This window comes from Acinetobacter sp. Q85-2, assembly GCF_013420555.1.
GTDB lineage: Bacteria > Pseudomonadota > Gammaproteobacteria > Pseudomonadales > Moraxellaceae > Acinetobacter > Acinetobacter indicus.
Genome location: NZ_VOXW01000006.1, coordinates 40,298 through 64,754 on the forward strand (window position 1 = coordinate 40,298; position 24,457 = coordinate 64,754).

The 24,457-nt window shown below is 46.0% G+C and carries 38 protein-coding genes; 34 read left to right on the plus strand and 4 right to left on the minus strand.

Going from position 1 to position 24,457, the window contains the following annotated elements:
• Nucleotides 1–7: 7 nt before the first annotated feature.
• Complete coding sequence (locus FTT68_RS04550; protein WP_180175228.1) at nucleotides 8–1,591, minus strand: helicase HerA-like domain-containing protein; 1,584 nt, start codon at nucleotides 1,589–1,591, stop codon at nucleotides 8–10.
• Nucleotides 1,592–1,610: 19 nt separating this feature from the next.
• Nucleotides 1,611–2,813, minus strand: coding sequence for a PLP-dependent transferase (locus tag FTT68_RS04555; protein WP_104489101.1), 1,203 nt, complete (start codon nucleotides 2,811–2,813; stop codon nucleotides 1,611–1,613).
• A 161-nt stretch (nucleotides 2,814–2,974) separates the two neighbouring features.
• On the opposite strand from FTT68_RS04555, the gene FTT68_RS04560 reads away from it, so the two are divergent.
• From FTT68_RS04560 to FTT68_RS04705, 30 genes are all read left to right on the plus strand, one after another.
• Nucleotides 2,975–3,727 carry a type 1 glutamine amidotransferase gene (locus FTT68_RS04560; protein WP_180057083.1) on the plus strand — a complete coding sequence of 251 codons (753 nt, stop codon included), beginning with the start codon at nucleotides 2,975–2,977 and terminating at the stop codon, nucleotides 3,725–3,727.
• Nucleotides 3,728–3,993: 266 nt separating this feature from the next.
• On the plus strand, nucleotides 3,994–4,305 hold the full coding sequence (gene rpsJ, locus FTT68_RS04565) for a 30S ribosomal protein S10 (protein ID WP_005180291.1): 312 nt from the start codon (nucleotides 3,994–3,996) through the stop codon (nucleotides 4,303–4,305).
• 59 nt (nucleotides 4,306–4,364) lie between these two features.
• Entirely contained in the window at nucleotides 4,365–5,003 is a 639-nt protein-coding gene (gene rplC / locus FTT68_RS04570) for a 50S ribosomal protein L3 (RefSeq protein ID WP_005180289.1), read from the plus strand.
• An 11-nt stretch (nucleotides 5,004–5,014) separates the two neighbouring features.
• Nucleotides 5,015–5,617: a 50S ribosomal protein L4 gene (rplD, locus tag FTT68_RS04575; protein ID WP_005180287.1), complete on the plus strand. Its 603-nt coding sequence runs from the start codon at nucleotides 5,015–5,017 to the stop codon at nucleotides 5,615–5,617.
• Nucleotides 5,614–5,934, plus strand: coding sequence for a 50S ribosomal protein L23 (rplW, locus tag FTT68_RS04580; RefSeq protein WP_005180285.1), 321 nt, complete (start codon nucleotides 5,614–5,616; stop codon nucleotides 5,932–5,934). The genes rplD and rplW overlap by 4 nt, the downstream gene beginning before the upstream one ends.
• A gap of 11 nt (nucleotides 5,935–5,945) precedes the next feature.
• Nucleotides 5,946–6,770, plus strand: coding sequence for a 50S ribosomal protein L2 (rplB, locus tag FTT68_RS04585; protein WP_005180283.1), 825 nt, complete (start codon nucleotides 5,946–5,948; stop codon nucleotides 6,768–6,770).
• A 20-nt stretch (nucleotides 6,771–6,790) separates the two neighbouring features.
• The gene (gene rpsS / locus FTT68_RS04590) at nucleotides 6,791–7,066 is read left to right on the plus strand and encodes a 30S ribosomal protein S19 (RefSeq protein ID WP_001138119.1); all 276 of its coding nucleotides are present in this window, start codon (nucleotides 6,791–6,793) and stop codon (nucleotides 7,064–7,066) included.
• An 11-nt stretch (nucleotides 7,067–7,077) separates the two neighbouring features.
• Nucleotides 7,078–7,407, plus strand: a complete 330-nt coding sequence (rplV, locus tag FTT68_RS04595; RefSeq protein ID WP_001982638.1) for a 50S ribosomal protein L22 — start codon at nucleotides 7,078–7,080, stop codon at nucleotides 7,405–7,407.
• A gap of 1 nt (nucleotide 7,408) precedes the next feature.
• On the plus strand, nucleotides 7,409–8,161 hold the full coding sequence (rpsC, locus tag FTT68_RS04600) for a 30S ribosomal protein S3 (protein WP_005180281.1): 753 nt from the start codon (nucleotides 7,409–7,411) through the stop codon (nucleotides 8,159–8,161).
• A 3-nt stretch (nucleotides 8,162–8,164) separates the two neighbouring features.
• Nucleotides 8,165–8,578 carry a 50S ribosomal protein L16 gene (rplP, locus tag FTT68_RS04605; protein WP_005180280.1) on the plus strand — a complete coding sequence of 138 codons (414 nt, stop codon included), beginning with the start codon at nucleotides 8,165–8,167 and terminating at the stop codon, nucleotides 8,576–8,578.
• Nucleotides 8,578–8,775, plus strand: coding sequence for a 50S ribosomal protein L29 (rpmC, locus tag FTT68_RS04610; RefSeq protein ID WP_000849928.1), 198 nt, complete (start codon nucleotides 8,578–8,580; stop codon nucleotides 8,773–8,775). Before rplP ends, rpmC begins: the two co-directional genes overlap by 1 nt.
• Nucleotides 8,772–9,029, plus strand: coding sequence for a 30S ribosomal protein S17 (gene rpsQ, locus FTT68_RS04615; protein WP_127799333.1), 258 nt, complete (start codon nucleotides 8,772–8,774; stop codon nucleotides 9,027–9,029). Before rpmC ends, rpsQ begins: the two co-directional genes overlap by 4 nt.
• A gap of 91 nt (nucleotides 9,030–9,120) precedes the next feature.
• Nucleotides 9,121–9,489 carry a 50S ribosomal protein L14 gene (gene rplN / locus FTT68_RS04620; RefSeq protein WP_001982634.1) on the plus strand — a complete coding sequence of 123 codons (369 nt, stop codon included), beginning with the start codon at nucleotides 9,121–9,123 and terminating at the stop codon, nucleotides 9,487–9,489.
• 9 nt (nucleotides 9,490–9,498) lie between these two features.
• Nucleotides 9,499–9,816: a 50S ribosomal protein L24 gene (gene rplX, locus FTT68_RS04625; protein ID WP_005180274.1), complete on the plus strand. Its 318-nt coding sequence runs from the start codon at nucleotides 9,499–9,501 to the stop codon at nucleotides 9,814–9,816.
• A 16-nt stretch (nucleotides 9,817–9,832) separates the two neighbouring features.
• Nucleotides 9,833–10,369, plus strand: coding sequence for a 50S ribosomal protein L5 (rplE, locus tag FTT68_RS04630; RefSeq protein ID WP_005180272.1), 537 nt, complete (start codon nucleotides 9,833–9,835; stop codon nucleotides 10,367–10,369).
• A 9-nt stretch (nucleotides 10,370–10,378) separates the two neighbouring features.
• Nucleotides 10,379–10,684 (plus strand): 30S ribosomal protein S14, encoded by a 306-nt coding sequence (rpsN, locus tag FTT68_RS04635; RefSeq protein ID WP_005180266.1) that lies wholly within the window; start codon nucleotides 10,379–10,381, stop codon nucleotides 10,682–10,684.
• 12 nt (nucleotides 10,685–10,696) lie between these two features.
• On the plus strand, nucleotides 10,697–11,092 hold the full coding sequence (gene rpsH, locus FTT68_RS04640) for a 30S ribosomal protein S8 (protein ID WP_005180264.1): 396 nt from the start codon (nucleotides 10,697–10,699) through the stop codon (nucleotides 11,090–11,092).
• A 13-nt stretch (nucleotides 11,093–11,105) separates the two neighbouring features.
• Nucleotides 11,106–11,639 carry a 50S ribosomal protein L6 gene (gene rplF, locus FTT68_RS04645; protein ID WP_005180261.1) on the plus strand — a complete coding sequence of 178 codons (534 nt, stop codon included), beginning with the start codon at nucleotides 11,106–11,108 and terminating at the stop codon, nucleotides 11,637–11,639.
• A 14-nt stretch (nucleotides 11,640–11,653) separates the two neighbouring features.
• The gene (gene rplR / locus FTT68_RS04650; protein ID WP_005180260.1) at nucleotides 11,654–12,004 is read left to right on the plus strand and encodes a 50S ribosomal protein L18; all 351 of its coding nucleotides are present in this window, start codon (nucleotides 11,654–11,656) and stop codon (nucleotides 12,002–12,004) included.
• Between the two features lie 2 nt (nucleotides 12,005–12,006).
• Nucleotides 12,007–12,504 carry a 30S ribosomal protein S5 gene (gene rpsE, locus FTT68_RS04655; protein ID WP_005180258.1) on the plus strand — a complete coding sequence of 166 codons (498 nt, stop codon included), beginning with the start codon at nucleotides 12,007–12,009 and terminating at the stop codon, nucleotides 12,502–12,504.
• A gap of 6 nt (nucleotides 12,505–12,510) precedes the next feature.
• Nucleotides 12,511–12,687, plus strand: a complete 177-nt coding sequence (gene rpmD / locus FTT68_RS04660; protein ID WP_005180256.1) for a 50S ribosomal protein L30 — start codon at nucleotides 12,511–12,513, stop codon at nucleotides 12,685–12,687.
• A gap of 3 nt (nucleotides 12,688–12,690) precedes the next feature.
• Nucleotides 12,691–13,131, plus strand: coding sequence for a 50S ribosomal protein L15 (rplO, locus tag FTT68_RS04665; protein WP_005180254.1), 441 nt, complete (start codon nucleotides 12,691–12,693; stop codon nucleotides 13,129–13,131).
• A 45-nt stretch (nucleotides 13,132–13,176) separates the two neighbouring features.
• Nucleotides 13,177–14,496 carry a preprotein translocase subunit SecY gene (gene secY, locus FTT68_RS04670; protein WP_171065119.1) on the plus strand — a complete coding sequence of 440 codons (1,320 nt, stop codon included), beginning with the start codon at nucleotides 13,177–13,179 and terminating at the stop codon, nucleotides 14,494–14,496.
• 20 nt (nucleotides 14,497–14,516) lie between these two features.
• Nucleotides 14,517–14,633, plus strand: a complete 117-nt coding sequence (rpmJ, locus tag FTT68_RS04675) for a 50S ribosomal protein L36 (protein WP_000867907.1) — start codon at nucleotides 14,517–14,519, stop codon at nucleotides 14,631–14,633.
• A 107-nt stretch (nucleotides 14,634–14,740) separates the two neighbouring features.
• Nucleotides 14,741–15,097 carry a 30S ribosomal protein S13 gene (rpsM, locus tag FTT68_RS04680; RefSeq protein WP_005012957.1) on the plus strand — a complete coding sequence of 119 codons (357 nt, stop codon included), beginning with the start codon at nucleotides 14,741–14,743 and terminating at the stop codon, nucleotides 15,095–15,097.
• A gap of 19 nt (nucleotides 15,098–15,116) precedes the next feature.
• Entirely contained in the window at nucleotides 15,117–15,503 is a 387-nt protein-coding gene (gene rpsK / locus FTT68_RS04685) for a 30S ribosomal protein S11 (RefSeq protein WP_001040166.1), read from the plus strand.
• A gap of 12 nt (nucleotides 15,504–15,515) precedes the next feature.
• Nucleotides 15,516–16,139, plus strand: coding sequence for a 30S ribosomal protein S4 (gene rpsD, locus FTT68_RS04690; protein ID WP_016658534.1), 624 nt, complete (start codon nucleotides 15,516–15,518; stop codon nucleotides 16,137–16,139).
• 17 nt (nucleotides 16,140–16,156) lie between these two features.
• A complete protein-coding gene (locus FTT68_RS04695) occupies nucleotides 16,157–17,164 on the plus strand; it encodes a DNA-directed RNA polymerase subunit alpha (protein ID WP_005180245.1) in 1,008 nt (335 codons plus the stop codon).
• 19 nt (nucleotides 17,165–17,183) lie between these two features.
• Nucleotides 17,184–17,549, plus strand: coding sequence for a 50S ribosomal protein L17 (gene rplQ, locus FTT68_RS04700; protein WP_004754212.1), 366 nt, complete (start codon nucleotides 17,184–17,186; stop codon nucleotides 17,547–17,549).
• A gap of 198 nt (nucleotides 17,550–17,747) precedes the next feature.
• Nucleotides 17,748–19,238: an NAD(P)/FAD-dependent oxidoreductase gene (locus FTT68_RS04705; protein WP_180057085.1), complete on the plus strand. Its 1,491-nt coding sequence runs from the start codon at nucleotides 17,748–17,750 to the stop codon at nucleotides 19,236–19,238.
• An 87-nt stretch (nucleotides 19,239–19,325) separates the two neighbouring features.
• Here the strand turns inward: FTT68_RS04705 and FTT68_RS04710 are convergent, their stop codons facing one another.
• Entirely contained in the window at nucleotides 19,326–20,498 is a 1,173-nt protein-coding gene (locus FTT68_RS04710; protein WP_005180239.1) for an acyl-CoA dehydrogenase family protein, read from the minus strand.
• Nucleotides 20,499–20,681: 183 nt separating this feature from the next.
• Here FTT68_RS04710 and FTT68_RS04715 point away from each other — a divergent pair, with 183 nt between their 5' ends.
• On the plus strand, nucleotides 20,682–20,939 hold the full coding sequence (locus FTT68_RS04715) for a succinate dehydrogenase assembly factor 2 (RefSeq protein ID WP_005180238.1): 258 nt from the start codon (nucleotides 20,682–20,684) through the stop codon (nucleotides 20,937–20,939).
• Complete coding sequence (locus FTT68_RS04720) at nucleotides 20,926–21,318, plus strand: hypothetical protein (RefSeq protein WP_005180237.1); 393 nt, start codon at nucleotides 20,926–20,928, stop codon at nucleotides 21,316–21,318. Before FTT68_RS04715 ends, FTT68_RS04720 begins: the two co-directional genes overlap by 14 nt.
• A gap of 147 nt (nucleotides 21,319–21,465) precedes the next feature.
• Here the strand turns inward: FTT68_RS04720 and FTT68_RS04725 are convergent, their stop codons facing one another.
• Nucleotides 21,466–21,645: a hypothetical protein gene (locus tag FTT68_RS04725; RefSeq protein WP_127801044.1), complete on the minus strand. Its 180-nt coding sequence runs from the start codon at nucleotides 21,643–21,645 to the stop codon at nucleotides 21,466–21,468.
• Nucleotides 21,646–21,834: 189 nt separating this feature from the next.
• Here FTT68_RS04725 and FTT68_RS04730 point away from each other — a divergent pair, with 189 nt between their 5' ends.
• Nucleotides 21,835–22,908: a hypothetical protein gene (locus FTT68_RS04730; protein ID WP_005180236.1), complete on the plus strand. Its 1,074-nt coding sequence runs from the start codon at nucleotides 21,835–21,837 to the stop codon at nucleotides 22,906–22,908.
• A 55-nt stretch (nucleotides 22,909–22,963) separates the two neighbouring features.
• The gene (rrtA, locus tag FTT68_RS04735; RefSeq protein WP_160240943.1) at nucleotides 22,964–23,536 is read left to right on the plus strand and encodes a rhombosortase; all 573 of its coding nucleotides are present in this window, start codon (nucleotides 22,964–22,966) and stop codon (nucleotides 23,534–23,536) included.
• Nucleotides 23,537–24,457: the final 921 nt, after the last annotated feature.

Consider the following 24,457-nt stretch of genomic DNA (forward strand, 5'->3'; position numbering starts at 1 on the left):
TTTTTGATTATTTTCGGCCAAACAGGGAGCCTAATAATCCGCGGACAATTTTCTGTCCGGTGCTGCCGCCTAAGGTGCGGGCCGCGCTCTTGGCAAAGGTACCGACAATGTCCTGAGTCAGCTTTTCACGCTGCCGTGCAGTGCGTTCAGCTTCTTTTTGCTGTTCGCGGGCCAGACGTTCCTGCTCACGCGCTTGCTGTTTGGCTAAAGCAGCCTGCTCTTTAGCTTGCTGCTTGGCTAGGGCTTCCTGTTCCTTGGCGCGTTGCTGTTCGAGCGCGGCCTGTTCAGCCTGTTGCTGACGTTCCGCTACTTTCTGTTGCAGCATTTCATAGGCACTGTCCCGGTCCAGACTCTGCTCATATACACCGGCGACAATACTCTGGCTCATCAGTGCCTTGCGCTGTTCAGGGCTAATCGGGCTAAACGAGGAGTAGGGCGGCATCACCCAGCCGCGCTCTACAATCTGCGGCGTGCCTTGTTCATCCAGACAGCTAATTAGGGCTTCACCGACCGCCAGTTCGGTAATGGCCTGTTCTACCTGAAACTCCGGATTGGCACGGAAGGTCTCGGCAGCGGTTTTGACCGCTTTCTGATCTTTCGGGGTAAAGGCGCGCAAGGCGTGTTGCACCCGGTTGCCGAGCTGTCCCAGTACACTTTCAGGCAAATCCAGCGGATTCTGGGTGACAAAATAAATTCCGACGCCTTTGGAGCGAATCAGGCGGACTACCTGCTCAATTTTCTCCTGCAGGGCCGGGCTGGCATTGTCAAACAGTAAATGCGCTTCATCAAAGAAGAACACCAGCTTGGGTTTGTCCATATCACCAACTTCCGGCAACTGTTCAAACAGCTCTGATAGCATCCACAATAAAAAGGTCGCATACAGTTTCGGGGTGTGCATCAACTTGTCTGCAGCCAGCAGGTTGATGTTGCCGTGTCCCTGGGCATCGGTCTGCATGAAATCCAGAATATTCAGGCTGGGCTCGCCAAAAAACAGATCACCGCCCTGATCGGCCAGTGCCAGTAAATTGCGCTGAATCGCGCCCAGACTGGCTGGAGATAAATTGCCATAGTCGGCCTTTAACTCTGCCGCATGTTCGCTGACATAGCTGAGCATGGCTTTCAGGTCTTTAAAGTCAATCAGCAGGAGGCCCTGATCATCGGCAATCCGAAACACTGCCGACAGTACACCTTCTTGCGTGTCATTCAAGTTCAGCATTTGCGCCAATAATAATGGGCCAATTTCAGAAATGGTGGTGCGAATTGGATGGCCCTGTTCACCAAATAAATCCCAGAACACCACCGGCGCGGCAGCAAAGGGAATACTGTCAATACCCAGGCTTTTAATCCGTTCATCAAATTTGGGATTGCTGGAACCAGCCTGCGCCAGACTGGAAACATCGCCTTTGGCATCGGCCAGAAAGACTGGGACACCAATGCGGGAAAAACTTTCTGCCAGGACTTTTAAAGTCACGGTTTTACCGGTACCGGTTGCACCGGCAATCAGGCCATGCCGGTTGGCAAACTGGGAATGTAAGACTATCGCTTGTGTGGTATCACGGGTTTTTTTGGCAATGGTAATTGGTGTACCCATACTGTACTGATCCTGGTTGTTATTCGTTTTTATGCTGCTTTAAATGTTGTAGTGCTTGCGCTATATCTTGAATTAAATCATCTGGATGTTCCAGTCCTATACAGAAACGCACCAGCAAACCTTGTTTTAGGTGTTTATGCTCAAGCACACGCATCTCTTTAAGGTTATACAGCATGACCAGACTGACCGGCCCGCCCCAGCTAAAGCCCAGCTTGAACAGGGTTAATGCATCACAGAATGCCCGAATATCGTTTAAATTGTATTGCGCATCAAAAATCACACTAACCAGTCCGGCGCTGTGACCGTCTTTGCAGATGTCCTTCCAATATGCATGACCGGCACTGTCCGGATCAGCCGGATGCAGGACCTGAACCAGCTCTTTTTGCTGTTTTAGCCAGTTCAGCAAGGTCAGTGCTGATTGTGACTGTTGCTGGTAACGCAGCTGCATGGAGGCCAGACTGCGCTGGATTTGCGCCGTATCATCTCCGCTGACACAAATCCCCTGAATGGCATGCATCCGGAATAATTGATGATGGAGCTTCTGGTCACGCGTCACCACCGAGCCCATTAAAATATCGCCACCCCCGCTTGGATATTTGGTCAGCGCATGTACGGTCAGATCTACGCTTAAGTGGTCCTCGCCAAAATCAAAGGCATTAAAGGCCAGTCCTGCGCCCCAGGTATTGTCCAGCGCAGTCAGAATGCTATGAGCTTGGGCTTTTTTCACCAGACCGCTTAAGTCCGGAAACTCCAGTGTCACCGAACCAGCCGCTTCCAGCCATAACAGTTTGGCTTTATCACTTGGGTTAAAGCTTTCTACCTCCAACGGGTTATAGACCTTGACGGCAATGCCATAACGCTGCTGCAGATTACGCAGATGCTCCATATTCGGACCATAAATATTGTCCGGAACCCAGACTTCATCGCCCTGACTTAACAAGCAGGAATTGACCAGATTAATCGCAGAGAGGCCGCTCGGCGCCAGCAGGTGATACAGACCGCCTTCGATCTGCGCGATGTGATCACCTAACGTAAAGGTCGTCGGCGTGCCATGCGTGCCATAACTATAGTCATAGGCATCGGTCCAGTGGCGATTAAACAGTGCATCGGTGTTGTTAAAAATAATCGTCGATGCACGATAGAGGGGAGGTTGAACCGTAGAAATCAGTTGAGGGGCTTTTCGTGGTGCATGAATCAGTTCGGTTTGCGGATTTTTTTTCACGACTTCGCTCAAATCAGGACAATCAATTGAATTTAGCTTAAGAGAAAAGGATCAGTTGTGCCATATCTGGCTGTATTTATTTGACTTTGAACACTCGGCGCTAAAGTTGGCTTCATTTTTGCAAAACCTAAAAGCATAGCTACAACAACAGGTTTCAGCGCATGGCGTCGCATTTAAAAGTACATTATTTTCAGCATATTGCTGGTGAAGGATTTGGAAGTTGTTATACGCATTTAAAACGGTTAAATGCAGAGATCAGTGCCACAGAATTTTTTGCCTTGCCGGTTGATTCAGCACTGGATATTGAAGCGCTGCCGCAGATCGAGGAGGTCGATTTGTTAATTGTCATGGGCGGCACCATGAGCGTTAATGATGAAGCCAATTTCCCCTGGTTAAAAATGGAAAAACGCTGGCTCAGGCGTTATTTGGCCATGGGAAAACCGGCCATTGGTCTGTGTCTGGGTGGGCAACTGATCGCCAATGCGCTGGGCGCGGCCGTCAGTCGCAATCCTGTACAGGAGCTGGGCTGGCACGAGGTACGCAAGGTTAGTCATGTGCCACCAGACTATTTTCAGTTGCCGGAGCAGTTTAATGTCATGCAGTGGCACAGTGAAAGCTTCGAGATTCCCAAAGGGGCTGTGCATCTGGCCGAAAATGATGCCTGTCGCAATCAGATGTATCAGATTGGCAAAAATGTACTGGGCTTTCAGTTTCACCCGGAAACCACGCCAGAAAGCCTGCAATTATTCCTGGAAGATGAAGAAGAGCTGGCCCTGTTTCAGGGACCTTATGTGCAATCGGTAGAGCAGCTGCAGCGCGCCAATAAAAATAAATTTATTCAAGGAAATCAGATATTAAATCAGGCGATAGATTATGTGTTACAGCAAACTGCAGCGCAGCGGCGGTCTGTATAATTATTAAACAATTGATTTGTCGAAATATTTGAAAAATGATGTAAAAAGCCACAAAAGGATTTGCTTATGCATTAAACAATCGTTATAATGGGCGACCCTTTGATATTAAGGGGGTTAACCGCGAAGAAAGTGGTTAACTATCGTTACAGTCGTGGCATCGATCACGACCTTAGTGATATTTCACTGCTCTTGACACTTGCCTTTATTAGTGGGGTGAGATGCGTCAAGAGTGATTCTTTATATATTTTGGCTTGGAGTTAACTGGTATGTCTAACCAGAGAATTCGTATCCGTCTTAAGTCTTTTGATCACCGTTTAATTGATCAATCTGCTCAAGAGATCGTAGAAACCGCTAAGCGTACTGGCGCACAAGTGTGTGGTCCAATCCCGATGCCTACTCGCATCGAACGCTTCAACGTTCTTACATCACCGCACGTTTACAAAGATGCGCGTGACCAATATGAGATCCGCACTTACAAACGTTTGATCGATATCGTTCAACCTACAGATAAAACTGTAGATGCATTGATGAAATTAGATCTTGCAGCTGGTGTTGATGTTCAGATCGCATTGGGTTAAGGCTTTCGGTTAATTAACGCTCTAAGTTAATTAAGCCGCTTTTTTAGAGGTTTATGCACATGGCTATTGGTTTAGTCGGTCGCAAGTGCGGTATGACCCGTATCTTTACAGATGCTGGTGTTTCTGTACCTGTTACAGTGATTGAGGTTGATCCTAACCGCATCACACAAATCAAAACGCTTGAAACTGATGGTTATCAAGCGATTCAAATCACTACTGGTGAACGTCGCGAATCTCGCGTAACTAACGCTCAGAAAGGTCACTTTGCGAAAGCGGGTGTTGCTGCTGGTCGTCTGGTTCAAGAATTCCGCGTTACAGAAGCTGAGCTTGAAGGTCGTGAAGTTGGTGGTACGCTTACTGTAGATTTGTTCACAGTTGGTCAAATCGTTGACGTAACTGGCACATCTAAAGGTAAAGGTTTCCAAGGTGGTGTTAAGCGTTGGAACTTCCGTACTCAAGACGCTACTCACGGTAACTCTGTTTCTCACCGTGTTCTAGGTTCTACAGGTCAAAACCAGACTCCTGGTCGCGTATTCAAAGGCAAAAAAATGGCTGGCCATTTAGGTGCTGAACGCGTAACTACACAGGGTCTTGAAATCGTTGCAATCGACACAGAGCGTTCAGTTCTAGTTGTTAAAGGCGCGGTTCCTGGTGCTACTGGTGGCGACGTAACTGTTCGTCCTACGATCAAGGCCTGAGGGGAAATAACGTGAATTTAAAAACTGTTTCCGGCTCTGCTGTTGAATTGTCTGAAGTAGCTTTCGGCCGTGAATTTAACGAAGCGCTTGTACACCAAGTTGTTACAGCTTACTTAGCTGGTGGTCGTCAAGGTTCTAAAGCTCAGAAGTCACGTGCAGACGTTTCTGGCGGTGGTAAAAAACCATTCCGTCAAAAAGGTACTGGCCGCGCTCGTGCTGGTTCTATTCGTAGCCCAATCTGGGTTGGCGGTGGTAAAACTTTTGCTGCTCGTCCACAAGACTGGTCTCAAAAAGTGAACCGTAAGATGTACCGCGGTGCAATGCAATGTATCTTAGCTGAACTTGTTCGCCAAGATCGTCTTGTATTAGTTGAAGAGTTTGCTGTTGAAGCGCCTAAAACTAAAGCATTGCTTGCAAAACTGAACGACTTGAATGCAACTCGCGCATTGATCGTTACTGAAGCTGTAGATGAGAATCTATACCTTGCAGCTCGCAACCTTCCACACGTTGATGTGGTTGACGCTACTGCAATCGATCCTGTTAGCTTGATCGCGTTCGATAAAGTTGTAATGTCTGTTGCTGCTGCTAAGAAAATTGAGGTAGAACTCGGATGAACAACGAACGTTTATATCAAGTCCTACAAGGACCTGTATTCTCAGAAAAAGCACAAGTTTTAGGTGAAACTGCTGGTGTTCAAGTGTTCAAGGTTGCATTAAATGCAAACAAGCTTGAAATCAAAAAAGCAGTGGAACAATTATTTGGTGTAGAAGTTGTTAAAGTTAACACGACTATCACTAAAGGTAAGACTAAACGCTTTGGTAAAACTATCGGACGTCGTTCTGATGTTAAAAAAGCATACGTCACCCTGAAAGCTGGCCAAGATGTTGAAATGGCTGACTTGGGCGATACCGCTGAAACCGCAGCGGAATAAGGACGAAAATTATGCCTATTCAAAAATGTAAGCCAACGTCTCCAGGACGTCGCTTTGTAGAGAAAGTGGTTCATGATCACCTTCACAAAGGCGCGCCATATGCTCCGTTGGTAGAAGCTAAAAAACGTACTGGTGGTCGTAACAACAACGGTCACATTACGACTCGTCACGTTGGTGGTGGCCACAAACAGCACTACCGTATCGTTGACTTCAAACGTAACAAAGACGGCATTCCTGCTGTAGTTGAGCGTATTGAATACGATCCTAACCGTACTGCACACATCGCACTGCTGAAGTATGCTGACGGTGAGCGTCGTTATATTATTGCGCCTAAAGGCTTACGTGCTGGTGATAAAGTACAGTCTGGTAACGATGCTCCAATTCGTCCAGGTAACTGCTTGCCACTTCGCAACATGCCTATCGGTTCTACACTTCATAACATCGAACTTAAAATCGGTAAAGGCGCGCAGTTAGCTCGTTCAGCTGGTACTTCAGTTCAGTTGTTGGGTCGTGACGGTTCTTACGCTATCGTTCGTTTACGTTCTGGTGAAATGCGTAAAGTACACGTTGAATGTCGTGCTGTATTGGGTGAAGTTTCTAACTCAGAAAGCAACTTGCGTTCACTTGGTAAAGCAGGTGCTTCACGCTGGCGTGGCGTTCGTCCTACCGTACGTGGTATGGCGATGAACCCGGTTGACCACCCACACGGTGGTGGTGAAGGGCGTAACAAAGGTATTCAACCTGTAAGCCCATGGGGTCAAAAAGCTAAAGGGTACAAGACACGTACCAACAAGCGTACGACTAAGATGATTATTCGCGACCGTCGCGTTAAGTAACAAGTAAAGGAATCTGACTAATGCCTCGTTCATTGAAAAAAGGCCCATTCGTCGATGCGCACTTGTTCGCTAAGGTTGAAGCGGCTGTTGCGAGCAACTCTCGTAAGCCGATCAAAACTTGGTCGCGTCGTTCGATGATTCTTCCGGATTTTGTTGGTCTAACAATTTCTGTACACAATGGTCGTAACCACGTTCCAGTAATCGTTACTGAACACATGGTTGGCCATAAACTAGGTGAATTCGCGCCAACTCGTACCTATCGTGGTCACGGTGTTGACAAGAAGTCTAAACGTTAATAGGTGCTATGATGGAAGTAACTGCTAAATTACGCGGTGCCGCTATCTCGGCACAAAAGGCACGTTTGGTTGCAGACCTTATTCGCGGCAAATCTGTTGCGCATGCGCTTAACATCCTGAACTTCAGCAACAAAAAAGCTGCTGTACTGGTTAAAAAAGCGTTGGAATCTGCAATTGCAAATGCTGAACACAATAACAGTTTAGATGTAGACGACCTTAAAGTTTCTACGATCTACGTTGATGAAGGCATGAGCCTGAAACGTATTATGCCACGTGCTAAAGGCCGTGCAGATCGTATTACTAAGCGTACTTGTCACATCACCGTTAAGGTAGGGGTTTGATATGGGTCAGAAGGTTCATCCAATCGGTATCCGCCTAGGTGTTGTGAAACGTCATAACGCTAACTGGTATGCGAATCCGAAACAATACGCTGAATACTTGCTTAAAGACCTTCAAGTTCGTGAGTTTTTAACTAAAAAACTTAAGAACGCAATGGTAAGCAATATTCTTATCGAACGTCCGACAGGCGCTGCTAAAGTAACTATTAGCACTGCTCGTCCTGGTATCGTTATCGGTAAAAAAGGCGAAGACATTGAGAAATTACAGCGCGAACTTACCAACATTATGGGTGTTCCAGCGCAAGTAAGCATCAACGAAATCGATCGTCCAGACTTAGACGCACGTCTGGTTGCTGAAGCAATCGCTTCTCAATTAGAAAAGCGTGTAATGTTCCGTCGTGCTATGAAGCGTGCGGTTCAAAACACTATGCGTGCTGGTGCTAAAGGTATCAAAGTTGAAGTTTCTGGCCGTTTAGGCGGTGCTGAGATCGCTCGTACAGAATGGTATCGTGAAGGTCGTGTACCTCTACATACACTTCGTGCGGACATCGACTACGCGACTATGCGTGCTGAAACGACTTACGGTACGATTGGTGTTAAAGTTTGGATCTTCCGTGGTGAGATCTTGGGCGGCATGAAACAAGTCATGAACCCAGCTCCAGCTGAAGAACGTCCAGCTAAACGCGGTCGCGGTCGTGGTGAAGGTCAAGAGCGTCGTGGTCGTCGCAATGATCGTTCTGCTGAAAAAGGAGAATAATCCATGTTGCAACCTAAACGTACTAAGTTCCGTAAGGTTCAAAAAGGCCGTAACACTGGTCTAGCGCACCGTGGTAGCACTGTATCTTTCGGTTCTATCGCACTTAAAGCGACTGAACGTGGTCGTATGACTGCGCGTCAGATCGAAGCTGCGCGTCGTACAATCAGCCGTCGTGTTAAACGTGGTGGTAAGATCTTTATCCGTGTATTCCCGGACAAACCAATTACTGAAAAACCATTAGAAGTTCGTATGGGTAACGGTAAAGGTAACGTGGAATACTGGGTTTGCGAAATCAAACCAGGTAAGATCCTGTACGAAATGGAAGGTGTGAACGATGAATTAGCAACTGAAGCATTCAAGCTTGCTGCTGCTAAACTTCCGTTTAAAACCACTATCGTGACTCGGACGGTAATGTAATGAAAACTAAAGATCTACGTGAAAAGTCGGTAGAAGAGTTGAAAGCTTTGCTTGATGAGCAACAGCTTAACCAATTCCGTCTTCGTATGGCGAAAGCAACTGGTCAATTGGGCAAATCGCACGAAGTGCAAGTCGCTCGTAAAACTATTGCTCGTATTAAGACCCTCCTTACCGAAAAACAGGGGAACGGACAATGAGTGATAAAACAGTCCGCACGTTAACTGGCAAAGTTGTAAGCGACAAAATGGACAAGTCTATTGTTGTGCTTATTGAACGCCAAGTTCAACACCCGTTGTATGGCAAATTAATCCGCCGTTCAACAAAATTACATGCTCATGATGAGAACAACACAGCGAAAGCTGGTGATGTTGTAACCATTAAAGAAAGCCGCCCAATGTCTAAAACTAAGTCTTGGACTCTAGTTGAAGTTGTTGAAGCAGCTGCTGAGTAATTAACGTTCTTGTTGCATCATCGGTCAATTTCGAGTACTCTTTGAGCCTTTCGAAATTGTGACCGGTGATGCTCGGTTTTGGAGTAGGGCAATGATTCAAACCGAAACGATGCTCGACGTAGCAGACAACAGTGGTGCTCGCCGCGTACAATGTATTAAAGTACTTGGTGGTTCACATCGTCGTTATGCTTCTGTTGGCGACATTATTAAAGTTACTGTAAAAGAAGCAATTCCACGCGCACGTGTTAAAAAAGGTGACGTGATGAATGCTGTAGTTGTACGTACAAAATTCGGTATCCGTCGTCCAGATGGTTCTGTGATTCGTTTCGACGATAACGCAGCCGTTATTTTGAACAACAACAAAGCGCCGATTGCTACTCGTATTTTCGGACCAGTGACTCGTGAACTTCGTACTGAACAGTTCATGAAAATTATTTCATTGGCTCCTGAAGTTCTATAAGAGGCAATCATGGCTAAGATTAAAAAAGGCGATCAAGTAATCGTGATCGCAGGTAAAGAAAAAGGCAAACAGGGTACTGTTTTGTCAGTTTCTAATGACCGCGTTAAGGTTGAAGGCCTTAACCTGGTTAAGAAGCATCAAAAGCCGAACCGTGTTACTGGCGCTGAAGGCGGCATCGTAACTCAGGAAGCTTCGCTTCATATTTCAAACGTGGCAATTTTTAATGCTACAACCCAAAAGGCTGACCGTGTTGGTTACCAAACGATTGACGGCGTGAAAACTCGCGTTTACAAATCAAATGGTGAATCAGTGGCGGTAGCGAAGTAATAGGTTGAAATAGGCAATGGCCAGACTTAAAACACGTTACAACGACGAACTTAAAGCTCAATTACAAGAACAATTGGGTATTAAGAATGTGATGGAGATCCCTCGCATCACTAAAATCACTATCAACATGGGTGTTGGTGCAGCTGCAGCTGACAAGAAACTCCTTGATGGTGCTCTTTCTGATATGCAAGCTATCGCTGGTCAAAAACCAGTTCTTACGTTAGCTCGTAAATCTATCGCAGGTTTTAAAATCCGTGATGGTTGGCCGATTGGTTGTAAAGTTACTTTACGCGGCGAACGCATGTACGAATTCTTAGACCGTTTGATCTCTATCGCGATCCCTCGTATCCGTGACTTCCGTGGTTTCTCTGCGAAATCATTTGATGGTCGTGGTAACTACTCTATGGGTCTTAAAGAACAAATCGTTTTCCCTGAAATCGATTTCGATAAGATTGATCGTATTCGTGGTATGGATATTACCATCACTACGACTGCTCGCACCGATGACGAAGGCCGTGCGCTTATGCGTGCATTCGGCTTCCCGTTCAAATAAGAGGTCGATATGGCTAAGAAAAGTATGATTAATCGCGAATTGAAACGCGAAGCTACTGTTGCTAAATACGCTGCAAAACGTGCTGAATTAAAAGCTGTTATTGCAAACGTAAATGCAAGCGACGAAGAGCGTTTCGAAGCGATGATGAAGTTACAAGCATTACCACGTAATGCGTCTCCAGTGCGTCTTCGTAACCGTTGTGGTTTAACTGGTCGTCCTCATGGTTACTTCCGTAAGTTCGGTTTAAGCCGTAACAAATTACGTGACACAGTAATGCAAGGTGATGTACCTGGCGTTGTTAAGGCAAGCTGGTAAGGAGCGACTAGAATGAGTATGCAAGATACCGTTGCCGACATGTTAACTCGTGTTCGTAACGCACAAATGGCGAAGAAACAAACTGTTTCTATGCCTAACTCTAAGTTGAAAGTTGCGATTGCAAACGTACTTCAACAAGAAGGTTACATTGCCAATGTAGAAGTTGCTGACGTTGAAGGCAAAGCAACTCTTACTTTGACATTAAAGTATTTCGAAGGCAAACCAGTTATCGAAACTGTGAAACGCGTAAGCCGTCCTGGTCTACGTCAGTATCGCGGTAAAGATGCACTTCCAAGCGTTAAGCAAGGTTTAGGTATTGCAATTGTTTCTACAAGCAAAGGCATCATGACTGATCGCGCTGCACGTGCTGCGGGCGTTGGTGGTGAAGTTATTGCTTTTGTTTCTTAATAGGTGATTCCTCATGTCTCGTGTGGCTAAAGCCCCAGTAACTGTACCTAACGGTGTAACAGTTACTCAGAACGGCCGGCAGGTCGAAGTGAAAGGCAGCAAAGGTACATTGTCTTTCAACCTGCATGCGCTGGTCGAGCTAAAACAGGAAGATGGTACTCTTCAAGTTGCTCCAGTAAAAGAGTCGAAAGACGCTTGGATGCAAGCTGGTACTGCTCGCGCTGTATTAAACAACCTTGTAAAAGGTGTGAACGAAGGTTTCGAACGTAAGTTACAACTGATCGGTGTTGGTTATAAAGCTGCGGTTAAAGGTACTGTTGTTAACCTTAACCTTGGTTTCTCTCATCCAATCGATTACAGCCTTCCTGAAGGTGTAACTGCAGAAACTCCTACTGCAACTGAAATCATCCTGAAATCTGCTAACAAGCAATTATTAGGTCAGGTAGCAGCTGAGATCCGTGGTTACCGTCCACCAGAGCCATATAAAGGTAAAGGTGTTCGTTATTCTGACGAAGTTGTACTTCGTAAAGAAGCTAAGAAGAAATAAGGCGCGAGGTTCTTATGAACGAAAAGAAACAATCCCGTTTGCGTCGTGCGAAAAGCACACGCTTGCACATCCGTGCATTGGGTGCGACTCGTTTGTGTGTAAACCGCACTCCGCGTCACATCTATGCTCAAGTTATCTCAGCAGATGGTGGCAAAGTTTTAGCGCAAGCTTCTACTTTAGATGCTACTTTACGTGCTGGTACAACTGGTAACGTTGAAGCTGCCAAGAAAGTTGGTGCTTTAATCGCAGAACGTGCGAAAGCAGCTGGTGTAACTAAAGTTGCATTTGACCGTTCTGGTTTTAAATATCATGGTCGTATCAAAGCCTTGGCTGATGCTGCTCGTGAAAACGGCTTGGAGTTCTAATCATGGCTAAAGTTGAACAAAACGAAGGTCTTGTTGAAAAGCTGGTAGCCGTTGATCGTGTTGCCAAAGTTGTTAAGGGTGGTCGTATCTTCTCTTTCACAGCATTAACTGTTGTGGGTGACGGTAATGGTCGCGTAGGTTTTGGTCGTGGTAAAGCGCGTGAAGTTCCAGCTGCTATTTCTAAAGCACTTGAAGCTGCTCGTCGCAACATGATTACTGTTGACCTTGTTGACGGTACTGTTCAGCATCCTATTCATGCTCGTCACGGTGCAAGCCGCGTTTACATGCAACCTGCTTCTGAAGGTACTGGTGTAATTGCTGGTGGCGCTATGCGTGCAGTTCTAGAGGCTGTTGGCGTGCGTAACGTATTAACAAAATGTTATGGCTCTACAAATGCTGCGAACGTAGTAAACGCGACTTTCAACGGTCTGCGTGATATGACTTCTCCTGAGAAAGTCGCTGCGAAACGTGGTCTGACTGTAGAACAAATTCAAGGGTAATCAATCATGAAAACGATTAAAGTTACCCAGACTAAATCTGCATCGCACCGCTTGAAAAATCACAAGCTTTGCCTGAAAGGTTTAGGTCTGCGTCGTATTGGTCATACTGTAGAAGTGCAAGATACGCCTTCTAACCGTGGTATGATCAACCAAGTCTACTATATGGTTAGTGTAGAGGAATAAGCCATGACTCTGCGTTTAAATGAACTTGCACCTGCAGAAGGTGCTAAACGTGAAAACCGTCGTCTGGGCCGTGGTATCGGTTCTGGCGTAGGTAAGACTGGTGGCCGTGGTGTCAAAGGTCAAAAATCACGTAAGAGCGGTGGCGTACGTCCAGGTTTCGAAGGTGGTCAAACTGCGTTATATCGTCGTTTACCTAAATTCGGTTTCACTAGCCAAATCGCTTTAAAAACTGCTGAAGTACGTTTATCTGAGCTTGCTAAAGTTGAAGGCGACATCGTTAGCCTAGAAACTTTAAAAGCGGCGAACGTTGTGCGTAAAGACATGATCCGTGCGCGTATCGTACTTTCTGGTGAAATTACTCGTGCTTTCACTGTTCAAGGTGTTGCATTGACTAAAGGCGCTAAAGCTGCTGTTGAAGCTGCTGGCGGTAAAGTCGAGGAGTAATCTCCAGTGTCTATGTCTCCTAGTTCTTCAGGTCATGTACATATGATGAAAGGCCAACCATTTCACGTGAAATATCGTGAAATTATTCGCCGAATGATGTTTCTCATTGGTGCGTTATTGGTATTTCGACTAGGAGCGCATATTCCAGTACCAGGCATTAATAATGCTGCACTTGAAAATCTTTTTAATGCAAACTCAGGTACTATCCTGGGTTTGTTTAACATGTTTTCGGGTGGTGCATTAGAGCGAATGTCGATTCTTGCTCTCGGGATCATGCCCTACATCTCTGCGTCGATTATCGTGCAGCTGATGTCAACCGTGGTTCCTTCGCTGGAAGCTTTAAAGAAAGAAGGCGAGCAGGGCAAGCGTAAGATTAATCAATATACGCGCCAAGGTACCTTGTTCCTTGCCTTAGTACAGGCAATCGGGATGTGTGCAGGTCTGATCAGTCAAGGGATTACCTTAACGTCAGGTCTTGCGTTTTACGTTCCGGCAGTCACCTCGCTGGTGGCGGGTACAATGTTCCTGATGTGGTTGGGTGAACAGATTACCGAACGTGGGGTGGGCAATGGTATTTCCATGATCATCTTCGCCGGTATCGTTGCCGGATTGCCAAATCTGATTTTGCAATCGCTATCTTCAGTCGATAATGGTCAAACCAGCCTGATTGGTCTGGTGATTTTTGGTCTGTTGTCACTGGCGGTACTGGCAGCCATTGTGTTTATCGAGAAAGCGCAACGTCGTATTCCGGTAAACTATGCTCAAAAACAGCAAGGTCGTCGTGTATTTACTGCACAGCAAACCCATTTGCCATTAAAAATTAATATGGCAGGTGTGATTCCGGCAATTTTTGCCAGCTCTCTGCTGTTGTTCCCGGCCAGTCTGGGTCAATGGGTAGGAAGTGCGGATCCTGATGCAGGGATTATCAAGCGTAGCTTGCAAGATCTGGCACTCGTATTGTCGCCTGGACAGCCATTGTATTTGGTGCTCTTTGGTGCGTTAATTATCTTTTTCTGTTATTTCTATACCGCGCTAGTTTTTAGTCCGAAAGAAGTGTCAGAGAACTTGAAACGCAGCGGAGCTTATGTGCCTGGTATTCGCCCAGGTGAGCAAACTGCTCGTTACTTAGATCATATTCTCAATCGTTTGACCTTTATTGGTTCGATTTATATCACAGTGGTCTGCTTGATGCCGATGGTATTGCAGAGCTCGTTTGGTATTCCATTCTATTTGGGTGGTACCTCATTATTGATCGTTGTGGTAGTCGTGATGGACTTTATGGCTCAGCTTCAAGCACATCTCACCTCGCACCAGTACGATAATCAAACGTTAATGAGAAAAACGACTGCTCATCCTAAGGGATAAGCGCACTTAGAGGTTTCATCATGAAAGTACAAGCTTCTGTAAAGAAAATTTGTGGTAGCTGTAAAGTTATCCGTCGTAATGGGGTTATCCGCGTAATTTGCAGCGCAGAACCTCGTCATAAGCAGCGTCAAGGTTAATCTGATCAAGACCTGTTGATTTCAGTAGGCTAATTAGGTTATTATCCGCCCCTCAAGATTTTTGTGGGGCGGTTGATTATCTTAACTGCCTTTTTGGAGAAAATTGAATGGCTCGTATTGCCGGTGTAAACATTCCGGATAACAAGCATGCTGTTATCTCTCTAACGTACATCTTTGGTATTGGTCGCCACACTGCTAAGAACATCTTAGCTGCTGCTGGTATCGCTACTACCACTAAGATCCGTGAATTAGATGACGCTCAGCTTGATGCGATTCGTGCAGAAGTTGCTAAGGTTCCGACCGAAGGTGACTTACGTCGCGAAATTTCCATGAACATTAAACGTTTAATGGATTTAGGCTGCTACCGCGGTCTTCGTCATCGTCGCAGCTTGCCTGTCCGTGGTCAACGCACCAAAACTAACGCACGTACCCGTAAAGGTCCGCGCAAACCAATTAAGAAATAAGATTTCTGGAAGCTAAAAGATGGCTAAAGATACTCGCACACGCAAGAAGGTCACCCGTACCGTCTCTGAAGGTGTTGCACACATTCACGCTTCTTTTAATAACACCATTGTGACCATTACCGATCGTCAAGGTAATGCACTGGCTTGGGCCACTTCAGGTGGACAAGGCTTCCGTGGATCACGTAAATCAACTCCGTTTGCTGCTCAGGTAGCTGCTGAAGTTGCTGGAAAAGCTGCTTTAGATTACGGTTTGAAAAACTTGGACGTCCTTGTAAAAGGTCCTGGTCCAGGTCGTGAGTCTGCGGTTCGTGCATTAGGTGCAGTGGGTTATAAAATTAACAGCATTACCGATGTGACTCCAATTCCTCACAACGGTTGCCGTCCACCTAAAAAACGTCGCGTGTAAGGAGAAACATTCATGGCTCGTTATATTGGTCCAAAATGCAAACTCTCTCGCCGCGAAGGGACAGACCTGCAACTAAAATCTGGCGTTAAACCATTTGACGTCAAAACTAAAAAACACGCTAAAGCTCCTGGTCAACATGGCCAAGCGCGCGGCAAACAATCTGAGTATTCACTACAATTACGTGAAAAACAAAAAGTACGTCGTATGTACGGTGTTTTAGAGCGTCAATTTAGTAATTACTATAAAGAAGCAGCTCGTGTTAAAGGCGCAACAGGTGAAAACTTGTTGAAATTGCTTGAAAGCCGTCTTGATAACGTCGTTTATCGCATGGGTTTTGGTTCTACACGTGCAGAAGCTCGTCAGCTTGTATCTCACCGTAGCATTACTTTGAATGGCCGTCGTGTTAACATCGCGTCTATCCAAGTTAAAGCTGGTGACGTGATCGCAGTTCACGAAGGTGCTAAACAACAATTACGTATCAAAAACGCAATTGAATTAGCTGCTCAACGTGGTATCCCTTCTTGGATGGAAGTTGATCACGCTAAATTAGAAGGTACGTTCAAAGCTGCACCAGATCGTTCTGATTTACCTGCTGAAATCAACGAAAGCTTGATTGTAGAATTGTATTCTAAATAATCCTTGAGGTAGCAATAATGACGCGTACTGCAAATGAGTTTCTAACTCCGCAAGCGATCAAGGTCGAAGCGGTTAGCGGGACCTCGGCAAAAGTTATTCTGGAACCATTAGAGCGTGGCTTTGGTCATACTCTTGGTAATGCTTTACGTCGCATCCTTCTTTCTTCTTTACCTGGCGCAGCTGTGGTTGAAGTTGAAATTGAGGGTGTTGAGCACGAGTACAGTACCTTAGAAGGCTTGCAGCAGGACATCGTCGAGCTCTTGCTGAACCTGAAAGGATTGTCTATTAAGCTATTCGATCAAAATGAAGCTTATTTGACATTGGAAAAACAAGGTCCAGGTGACGTTACTGCAGCTGACCTTCGTTTACCGCACAATGTTGAAGTGGTTAACCCTGAACACTTGATCGGCACTCTAAGTGCATCAGGCGCGTTAAAAATGCGTTTGAAAGTGGCTCAAGGCCGTGGTTATGAAACATCTGACTCACGTTTCCCAGAAGGCGAAACTCGCCCAGTGGGTCGTTTACAGTTAGATGCTTCTTATAGCCCGATCAAACGTGTGTCTTACATCGTAGAAAATGCGCGTGTAGAACAACGTACTGACCTTGACAAGCTGATCATTGATCTTGAAACCAACGGTACTGTTGATCCTGAAGAAGCAATCCGCAAAGCGGCAACAATCTTGCAACAACAAATTGCAATCTTTGTTGACCTTCAGAAAGATCAGGCACCTGTGGCTCAAGAACCTCGTGAAGAAGTTGACCCAATTTTGCTTCGTCCAGTAGATGATCTAGAGCTTACTGTTCGTTCTGCTAACTGTTTGAAAGCAGAAAATATTTACTACATTGGTGATCTTGTACAGCGCACCGAGGTTGAGTTACTTAAAACACCTAACCTGGGTAAAAAATCGCTTACTGAGATCAAAGATGTTCTGGCATCGAAAGGCTTGCAGCTCGGCATGCGTTTAGAGAACTGGCCACCAGCTAGTCTCCGCATGGACGACCGCTTCGCTTATCGTAGCCGTTAATTAAGTAGGACTATTCACCATGCGTCATCGTAATAGTGGTGTGAAATTAGGCCGTACCAGCAGCCACCGTAAGGCGTTGTTCCAAAACTTAACCAATGCTTTAGTTGAGCACGAGTTAATTAAAACAACTTTGCCTAAAGCGAAAGAACTTCGCCGCGTTGCTGAGCCTTTAATCACTTTAGCTAAAAACGATACAGTTGCAAACCGTCGTTTGGCGTTTGCTCGTACTCGTAATGCAGCAACTGTTGGTAAATTATTTACCGTTCTTGGCCCTCGTTACAAAGAACGTAACGGCGGTTATCTACGTGTTCTTAAAGCGGGCTTCCGTGCAGGTGATGCTGCACCGATGGCTTACGTTGAACTTGTAGATCGCGAAGTTAAATAATTTCGCAAGAGCAGTTCAGTTGTTCTAAAAAAGGTCGGTTTTTTAAACCGGCCTTTTTTTTATGGCCAGTTGTCAGACAATTTTTCTGTTGTGTCCCGAATTGATATAAATTTTATCGCTTTTTATTAAACTTGACATTGAGTATTGTCAAATTTGTGCTTTAATAAAAACAGAACGTTGAACAGGTATAAAAACAAAATGGACAAGCATGTTGATATTCTGATTGTGGGTGCGGGCATCTCTGGTATTGGTCTGGCCGCGCATCTTTCCAAACACTGCCCGCAGCGCACCTTTGAAATTATCGAGCGTCGTGAGAGCTTTGGGGGCACTTGGGATTTATTTAAATATCCGGGTATTCGTTCCGATTCGGATATGTCGACCTTTGGCTTTAATTTTAAGCCCTGGACGCAAGACAGCATTCTGGCTGATGGCGCTTCAATTAAGAACTATCTGTCAGAAGTGATTGCAGAGTATCAACTGAAATCCAAAATTCATTTCCAGCATCGGGTGCTGTCTGTCAATTATGATAGCCAGACCCAGAAATGGTCTGTCGTGATTGAAAATGCACAGGGCAAAAAACAGACCTGGATCGCCAATTTTGTTCTGGGGTGTACCGGTTATTACAATTATGATCAGGGCTTCCAGCCGGATTTCCCGAATCAGTCGGCATTTAAAGGTACTTTTATTCATCCACAGCATTGGCCGGAAAACTTCGATTATTCTGGTAAAAAAGTGGTGATTATTGGCAGTGGTGCTACCGCTATTACCTTGGTGCCTGCAATGGTCAAAGGCGGTGCAGCGCATGTCACCATGCTGCAGCGCTCACCGACCTATATTGCTTCCATTCCATCGGTAGATTTTATCTATAACAACATGCGCAAGGTGTTGCCGGAGGAGCTGGCTTATAAGCTGACGCGGGCACGAAATATTGGTATGCAACGCGGTGTGTATGCGCTGGCACAGAAACAGCCGAAGCTGCTGCGTAAATTTTTATTAAAGTCAATTGAGATGCAGCTGAAAGGCAAAGTGGATATGAAACACTTTAGCCCGAGCTATAATCCATGGGATCAGCGTCTGTGTGTGGTGCCAGATGGAGATTTGTTTAAAGTGCTGCGTGAAGGGCAGGCCAGTGTTGAAACCGACCAGATTGAAGCCTTTACCGAACAGGGCATCCAGTTAAAATCTGGCAAACATCTCGACGCAGATGTGATTGTGTCGGCTACCGGTCTGCAAATTCAGATTTTAGGCGGGGTTAAAGCCACCATTGATCATCAGCCTTTGGATACCTCGAAACATATGCTGTATCAAGGTGTGATGGTCAGCGATGTGCCGAATATGGCCATGATTATTGGCTATATCAATGCCTCCTGGACTTTAAAAGTTGATATTGCTGCGGATTATATCTGCCGTCTGATTAATTATATGGATCAGCAAGGCTATACCGAAGTGATTGCGGAAGGTGATCCTTCAGAGTTGATGGAAGACACTGTGATGGGTAGTTTAACTTCGGGTTATATTGCCCGTGCCGCGAATGTGATGCCAAAGCAGGGTAAACATGCGCCTTGGCGGGTGAGCAATAATTACCTGAAAGACCGTAAGGATTTAAAACAGGCTTCATTTGCTGATCCGGTGCTGAAGTTCCGTAAAGCAGTCAGTGAGTCTGCACGTAAACCTAAACTGGTGTCTTAAGCACACATCATCATGATCGTGCAATGAACAAAGGAAGCTCAATTGAGCTTCCTTGTTGTTTATATCGGGTTCTACGCTTGTAATGCGTTATAGGGAGCGGGAAATCAGCTCTTTCATAATTTCATTGGTACCGGCATAAATCCGGTTGGCGCGATTGTCTAAATACGCACGGGCAATCGGATATTCCAGCATATAGCCATAGCCGCCATGCAATTGCAGACATTCATCCACCACTTTGGAAAACAGCTCCGAGATTTTGTATTTGGCCGCCGCTGCTGCATCAACACTTAGCTGATCTTCGAGCTGCAGTTCCATACACCGGTCCAGATAGGCGCGGCAGAAATCAATTTCAGTGCGCATTTCCGCCAGTTTAAAGCGGGTATTCTGAAAGGCGCCAATCGGTTTGCCAAAGGCTTTACGTTCTTTGGTGTATTGCAGGGTATGTGCAAAGGCTGCTTCGGCACCAGCCTGGCAGATAATCGCCACAATCATGCGTTCCCAGGCCAGCTCTTTCATCAGCATGATAAAGCCCATGCCTTCCATGCCGAGCAGGTTTTCTTTGGGTACCCGGACATTGTCAAAAAACAGCTCGCAGGTGTCCTGACCTTTCATGCCAATTTTATTCAGCGGTTTACCTTTGCTAAAACCGGCACGATCTGCCTCGACCATAATCAGCGACAGGTTGGCAGAACCTTTGTCACTATTGCCAGTTTTACACACCACAATCGCCATATCGCATAAATAGCCATTGGTAATAAAAATTTTAGAGCCGTTAATGACGTATTCATCGCCCTCTAAAACTGCCGTGGTGCGTACTGCCTGTAAATCTGAGCCTGTGCCCGGTTCGGTCATGGCAATGGCGGTGACCACTTCACCTGTCGCCATTTTCGGCAACCAGTGCTGTTTTTGCTGTTCGTTGCCAAAATTATGAATATAGTTGGCGACAATATCGGAATGCAGCGAGAAGCCGGTGGCCGAGTCGCCGGCATAGGCCTGTTCTTCAATCAGGATCATGCTGTAGAGGCGATCTACTCCAGAGCCACCATACTGCTCTGGCATGGTGGTACACAGCAGTCCCAGTTCACCGGCCTTGTTCCATAAATCGCGGTCTACATGCTGTTGCTGTTCATATTTTTCCGTATTCGGCAAAACTTCCTTTTCATAAAATTTGCGCACCGTATCGCGGAATGCCTCATGCTCACTCTGAAATAATTTTCGTGGCAACATGTTGTTGAGTGGGCGAATTGCAGCAGATTGCATGGTTAGAGTTCCTTCACTTATTTTTATTCCTTGAAACTAAAGCAAACTGAGCCGGCAGTACAATGTGCAGAAACATCATTTCTGGCTTTTTGCTGGCGGTTTTGGTCAGTCCGATAAATTCATCGAAACTTTTTCTGGGCTGGGTTAAACTAATTGCGATATCAATATGATGTGGACAAAACCATGAGTGAAGACATTAGCTTAGAAGAGCGTAAAGTGATTTATCGTGCCCGTCGCGGTTTAAAGGAAATTGATGTCTACTTTGATCCTTATGTGAAAAACTATTATTTAACCGCTGATCCGGAAGAAAAAGCCACGTTTGCGGCGCTGGTTGAACAGGAAGATCCGGATTTACTGGACTGGTTTATGGAAGTGTCTGAACCGCCACGCCCGGAAATGCGCGAGCTGATCCGTAAATTAAAACACTATGTCCACGGCTAAGCGCGACTTTCAGCTGAAACCGAGCCGTCTGGCGCTGCTGTTTCAGCTGAGCCTGCTGATTCTATTTTCTGTTTTAAGTTTTCAATTATTACATCCGCTGCTTTGGCTGCTAGGTCTGCTCCTGGCGGCTGTCAGTTATTACGGGTTTCAGCGACGCTCCCAATTAACCGCCTTGGCGCATTTAGATGGGGCAGAGTGGAGTCTGCAGTTTAATTCTGGCTCCAAGATTCAACGCGGTCTGCTCGAGCATATTCTGGATCATCAGCTGTATCTGGTGCTGTATTTTCATCATGCACCGGTCAAATCTGCAGTCATCTGGCGTGACCAAGTTTCGTTTGCAGAGTGGAAAGCCTTAAAAACATTGGCAAAAACCATCTAATTGTCAGACAGTTGTATATTTTAATATAAAAATAAGATATTGATTTTAAATAAATTTATAAAGTCTATCATTTTATTTGTCCTACACAGTCACGGTAAATTGGCAAAAAATACCGATTGTTGGACAAAAGCCTCTTGTGTTTGAAAATTATCCAGATATATTAAAGACACCAACAGCAAACAGGGAAATCGCCAGGGTGATCGCCACGTGAATGTTTCTGGTCATCGCAATTGTGTTCAATTGTGGCTGGATGATGAGGAAGCTTGCTGAAGGAACGAATTGCACCAATAAAATGCCCGTAATTGGGTTCCAGTTAATAAGTAGCATGTGCTGAACCGTCGCAATGCTACTTTTTTTTGCCTAAAATTTGGCTTTCCTGCAAATTCAGTCAATTTTCTTGCCCGCTTTTCATGTCAAAGTACAGCTCTCAGATTAGAGTAAATGCTCTTTTATTCAGATAATGCATCTGATATGTTTGTTGCCATGGACATAAACACAATTATAGAGGACAGGAAAATGTCGCAAGTCCAAAAAATCTGCCAGGGTGTGGCGGTTATTGCATTCACAACAACACTTCTTTCCGGCTGTTCACAAGTGGTGAAAACCGGTGCCAATGTGGCTTTAGGTTTTACAGAAAAACATATTGTTCCTCCCATTCTGGCCATGGATGATGCCGAAATGGTCTGTAGCAGCGGCAATTCCTTGACCCCTGCAATTATGGCCACCAAAGATATGGGGGCAGACCCGACCCGGGTTGCGGTGCTGATGTATTCAGCCGCCGGTATCTGTGCGGAAAACCGTGCCCTAGATGCCGAGCTGCGTTATTTGCGTGCGTCAAAAGCCGGACAGGTCAGTGAAGCGCAAGATGCCCGGATTGAACAGAAACGCTGGGCGGCTATTGCGGCACAGCGCCAATATACCGGTTATCAGTTATTCCAGAATCGCTGGGAAAAGAAATACAGAAAACCACTGGGTGAAGGCTGCCCGAAAATGAACAGCGATATTGATCAGACCGTGTATTTGCTTGGCATGATCAGTGGTTTACAGGCCATGACCAATGATATTAACTCTGGCGGTGCGGTGCATGTGCCTAAAGATATTGCTGCCGTGGTCGAGCGTGGCATGACCTGTCTGAACAATGAAAAATTCTGGGGTGCACCACAAGCCACCCGTGCCGTGATCTGGACCTTGTTGCCAGGTGCGGGAGATGGCAAACCGGAGCCGTATCAGACCCTGAAACAGTCGATGCAAATTGGTGAGCAGAAAGGCGTGCGCCTGTCGCATGCTCTGTATGCAGTGGCCGCGCAGGCCAGCGGCGATGATGCCAAAATTCGTGATGCGCTAAAATCATTTGCGGCTGCACGCACCGAAGAAAAACCAATTAACCCGCAATTCAAGCTAATTGACAGCATGGCTGCCACCATGGTGCAGGGGATTTCAGACCGTTACTGGACTGAAAATACCGGGGTACGTACTGCCGATGATGGCATGAGCCGTTTCTGGGATGAGCAGGACAATGCGTCTGAACTGGATGATTTATTTGGTGAAGATACAAGCGCTGATCCAGATACGGAACTCAACAATCTGTAAATAGTCGCTACGAGGAGGACGCTTTATACTTAAAAGATTCAACAGGGACAACGACATGACACTTCATTTTTTCAGTAAGAAAATTATTTTTATTGCCGTGTTTATGTCGCTGGCGGCCTGTTTGCAGGTGTTTGCGGATCATTTTATTTATTGGCGTCCTGCTCTGTTACAAGAATTCTGGCGCTTGTGGACAGCGCATTGGGTGCATGTGGGCTGGGTGCATTATCTGCTGAATATTCTGGCCTTTGCCTGTTTGCCTTTTATTTTTCCGCGGGTCAAAACCTGGCATTTTGTCAGCCTGTTATTACTATTACCTCCGGCCATCAGTTTCAGTTTCTATGTCCTGTTTCCACATATTGAAGCCTATGCCGGCCTGTCTGGGGTGCTGCATGGAGCGTATATGGCAGTGGCGGTGGTGCATCTGCTTGATGCTCAAGAACGCCGGTTTGCCGCGCTGGTATTGCTGCTGATTCTGGCCAAACTGCTGTGGGAAAATACCTTTGGCAGTAAGGAAACGGCCGAGCTGATTGGCAGCCCGGTACTGGTCGAGGCGCATTTGCTGGGCGTGATCTGGGGTGCGGGATTGGCGATTGTCTATCTGATCTATACCTACAGCTTGAAAAAGTGATCCGGTTGACCATTTCTACCAAAAAGAAAATGAATATTGTCATTTTAAATGAATGTACTTTGATGCACATTCGAAAAGAATGACAACAAGATTTGAATAGCAGCAGGATGGCTGCTTGCTACAGGATGCGCGAAATACGGCCCTGTTGCCGTTTCCGAAAATAAAAAAACAGGAAAAAATATGTCAAATCAAGGACAACGCAGATCCGGACTGGATCTGCTCAGATATATATGGACAGAATGGATTTCTGCCTTTGTGATTCTGGTGTTGCTGCTGCTGACGCTGATCATTGGAACCGGTGAGATGATTCACGGCCAGCTGTTGCGTATGGGCGAACGTCTATACGGTGATCCTGCCACCGGTATGCAGTATTCATTCTTGCGCGCTGAACCAAGTGCCCCTGACTGTGACCGCAACCCGGATATTGACGGCCAGGTGCAGGCACAAATGAAAGCCAATGCGGCCGATGAATTTGCTGATATTTTTGGAACCCCGTCTGAATCGGATGTGCGTGCCTCAATTATGGCCGCGCAGCAGGTCTGTGAAGAAAAATATGTGTTCTATGATCAGGCTGTGCAGCATATGCAGGCGCATCCAAGTTTACGCACCTATCGCAGTGTAGAAACCACTTTCTTTGGCATCTTTAAATTTGGTACGGAAAACCGTGCCTTGCTGCTGGTGTTGATGGTGGTGTTTGCGGCGATTAGTGCCACTTTAAAAACCCATCATATTGGTTTGCGTGGGCCTACCACACGGATTGATTATCGGATATATACCACCTGCATGACCGTGGCCAATGCCTTTCTGGCGTTCTCAGCCTATAGCCAGTATCGTTCGGTGCTAAATTCCGGGGTGCCGATGACCGGTGAAATGCAGATCATTTACTGGTTGTGGATGATCCTGTTTAGTGCGCTGACCCTC

Bases quoted from the DNA above. Each gene is read 5' to 3' on its own strand.
- FTT68_RS04715 (WP_005180238.1), top strand. From the start codon at position 20,682: ATGAGTGAAGACATTAGCTTAGAAGAGCGTAAAGTGATTTATCGTGCC.
- rplN (WP_001982634.1), top strand. From the start codon at position 9,121: ATGATTCAAACCGAAACGATGCTCGACGTAGCAGACAACAGTGGTGCT.
- FTT68_RS04730 (WP_005180236.1), top strand. From the start codon at position 21,835: ATGTCGCAAGTCCAAAAAATCTGCCAGGGTGTGGCGGTTATTGCATTC.
- rrtA (WP_160240943.1), top strand. From the start codon at position 22,964: ATGACACTTCATTTTTTCAGTAAGAAAATTATTTTTATTGCCGTGTTT.
- rplE (WP_005180272.1), top strand. From the start codon at position 9,833: ATGGCCAGACTTAAAACACGTTACAACGACGAACTTAAAGCTCAATTA.
- rplP (WP_005180280.1), top strand. From the start codon at position 8,165: ATGTTGCAACCTAAACGTACTAAGTTCCGTAAGGTTCAAAAAGGCCGT.
- FTT68_RS04725 (WP_127801044.1), bottom strand. From the start codon at position 21,645: ATGCTACTTATTAACTGGAACCCAATTACGGGCATTTTATTGGTGCAA.
- rpsH (WP_005180264.1), top strand. From the start codon at position 10,697: ATGAGTATGCAAGATACCGTTGCCGACATGTTAACTCGTGTTCGTAAC.
- rplR (WP_005180260.1), top strand. From the start codon at position 11,654: ATGAACGAAAAGAAACAATCCCGTTTGCGTCGTGCGAAAAGCACACGC.
- rplW (WP_005180285.1), top strand. From the start codon at position 5,614: ATGAACAACGAACGTTTATATCAAGTCCTACAAGGACCTGTATTCTCA.
- FTT68_RS04550 (WP_180175228.1), bottom strand. From the start codon at position 1,591: ATGGGTACACCAATTACCATTGCCAAAAAAACCCGTGATACCACACAA.
- rpsJ (WP_005180291.1), top strand. From the start codon at position 3,994: ATGTCTAACCAGAGAATTCGTATCCGTCTTAAGTCTTTTGATCACCGT.
- rpsQ (WP_127799333.1), top strand. From the start codon at position 8,772: ATGAGTGATAAAACAGTCCGCACGTTAACTGGCAAAGTTGTAAGCGAC.
- rpsD (WP_016658534.1), top strand. From the start codon at position 15,516: ATGGCTCGTTATATTGGTCCAAAATGCAAACTCTCTCGCCGCGAAGGG.
- rplQ (WP_004754212.1), top strand. From the start codon at position 17,184: ATGCGTCATCGTAATAGTGGTGTGAAATTAGGCCGTACCAGCAGCCAC.
- rpsN (WP_005180266.1), top strand. From the start codon at position 10,379: ATGGCTAAGAAAAGTATGATTAATCGCGAATTGAAACGCGAAGCTACT.
- rplV (WP_001982638.1), top strand. From the start codon at position 7,078: ATGGAAGTAACTGCTAAATTACGCGGTGCCGCTATCTCGGCACAAAAG.
- rplO (WP_005180254.1), top strand. From the start codon at position 12,691: ATGACTCTGCGTTTAAATGAACTTGCACCTGCAGAAGGTGCTAAACGT.
- FTT68_RS04710 (WP_005180239.1), bottom strand. From the start codon at position 20,498: ATGCAATCTGCTGCAATTCGCCCACTCAACAACATGTTGCCACGAAAA.
- rpsM (WP_005012957.1), top strand. From the start codon at position 14,741: ATGGCTCGTATTGCCGGTGTAAACATTCCGGATAACAAGCATGCTGTT.
- rplB (WP_005180283.1), top strand. From the start codon at position 5,946: ATGCCTATTCAAAAATGTAAGCCAACGTCTCCAGGACGTCGCTTTGTA.
- rpmD (WP_005180256.1), top strand. From the start codon at position 12,511: ATGAAAACGATTAAAGTTACCCAGACTAAATCTGCATCGCACCGCTTG.
- rpsS (WP_001138119.1), top strand. From the start codon at position 6,791: ATGCCTCGTTCATTGAAAAAAGGCCCATTCGTCGATGCGCACTTGTTC.
- rplF (WP_005180261.1), top strand. From the start codon at position 11,106: ATGTCTCGTGTGGCTAAAGCCCCAGTAACTGTACCTAACGGTGTAACA.
- FTT68_RS04720 (WP_005180237.1), top strand. From the start codon at position 20,926: ATGTCCACGGCTAAGCGCGACTTTCAGCTGAAACCGAGCCGTCTGGCG.
- rpsC (WP_005180281.1), top strand. From the start codon at position 7,409: ATGGGTCAGAAGGTTCATCCAATCGGTATCCGCCTAGGTGTTGTGAAA.
- rpsK (WP_001040166.1), top strand. From the start codon at position 15,117: ATGGCTAAAGATACTCGCACACGCAAGAAGGTCACCCGTACCGTCTCT.
- secY (WP_171065119.1), top strand. From the start codon at position 13,177: ATGAAAGGCCAACCATTTCACGTGAAATATCGTGAAATTATTCGCCGA.
- rplC (WP_005180289.1), top strand. From the start codon at position 4,365: ATGGCTATTGGTTTAGTCGGTCGCAAGTGCGGTATGACCCGTATCTTT.
- rpsE (WP_005180258.1), top strand. From the start codon at position 12,007: ATGGCTAAAGTTGAACAAAACGAAGGTCTTGTTGAAAAGCTGGTAGCC.
- rplX (WP_005180274.1), top strand. From the start codon at position 9,499: ATGGCTAAGATTAAAAAAGGCGATCAAGTAATCGTGATCGCAGGTAAA.
- rpmJ (WP_000867907.1), top strand. From the start codon at position 14,517: ATGAAAGTACAAGCTTCTGTAAAGAAAATTTGTGGTAGCTGTAAAGTT.
- FTT68_RS04560 (WP_180057083.1), top strand. From the start codon at position 2,975: ATGGCGTCGCATTTAAAAGTACATTATTTTCAGCATATTGCTGGTGAA.
- FTT68_RS04695 (WP_005180245.1), top strand. From the start codon at position 16,157: ATGACGCGTACTGCAAATGAGTTTCTAACTCCGCAAGCGATCAAGGTC.
- rpmC (WP_000849928.1), top strand. From the start codon at position 8,578: ATGAAAACTAAAGATCTACGTGAAAAGTCGGTAGAAGAGTTGAAAGCT.
- FTT68_RS04705 (WP_180057085.1), top strand. From the start codon at position 17,748: ATGGACAAGCATGTTGATATTCTGATTGTGGGTGCGGGCATCTCTGGT.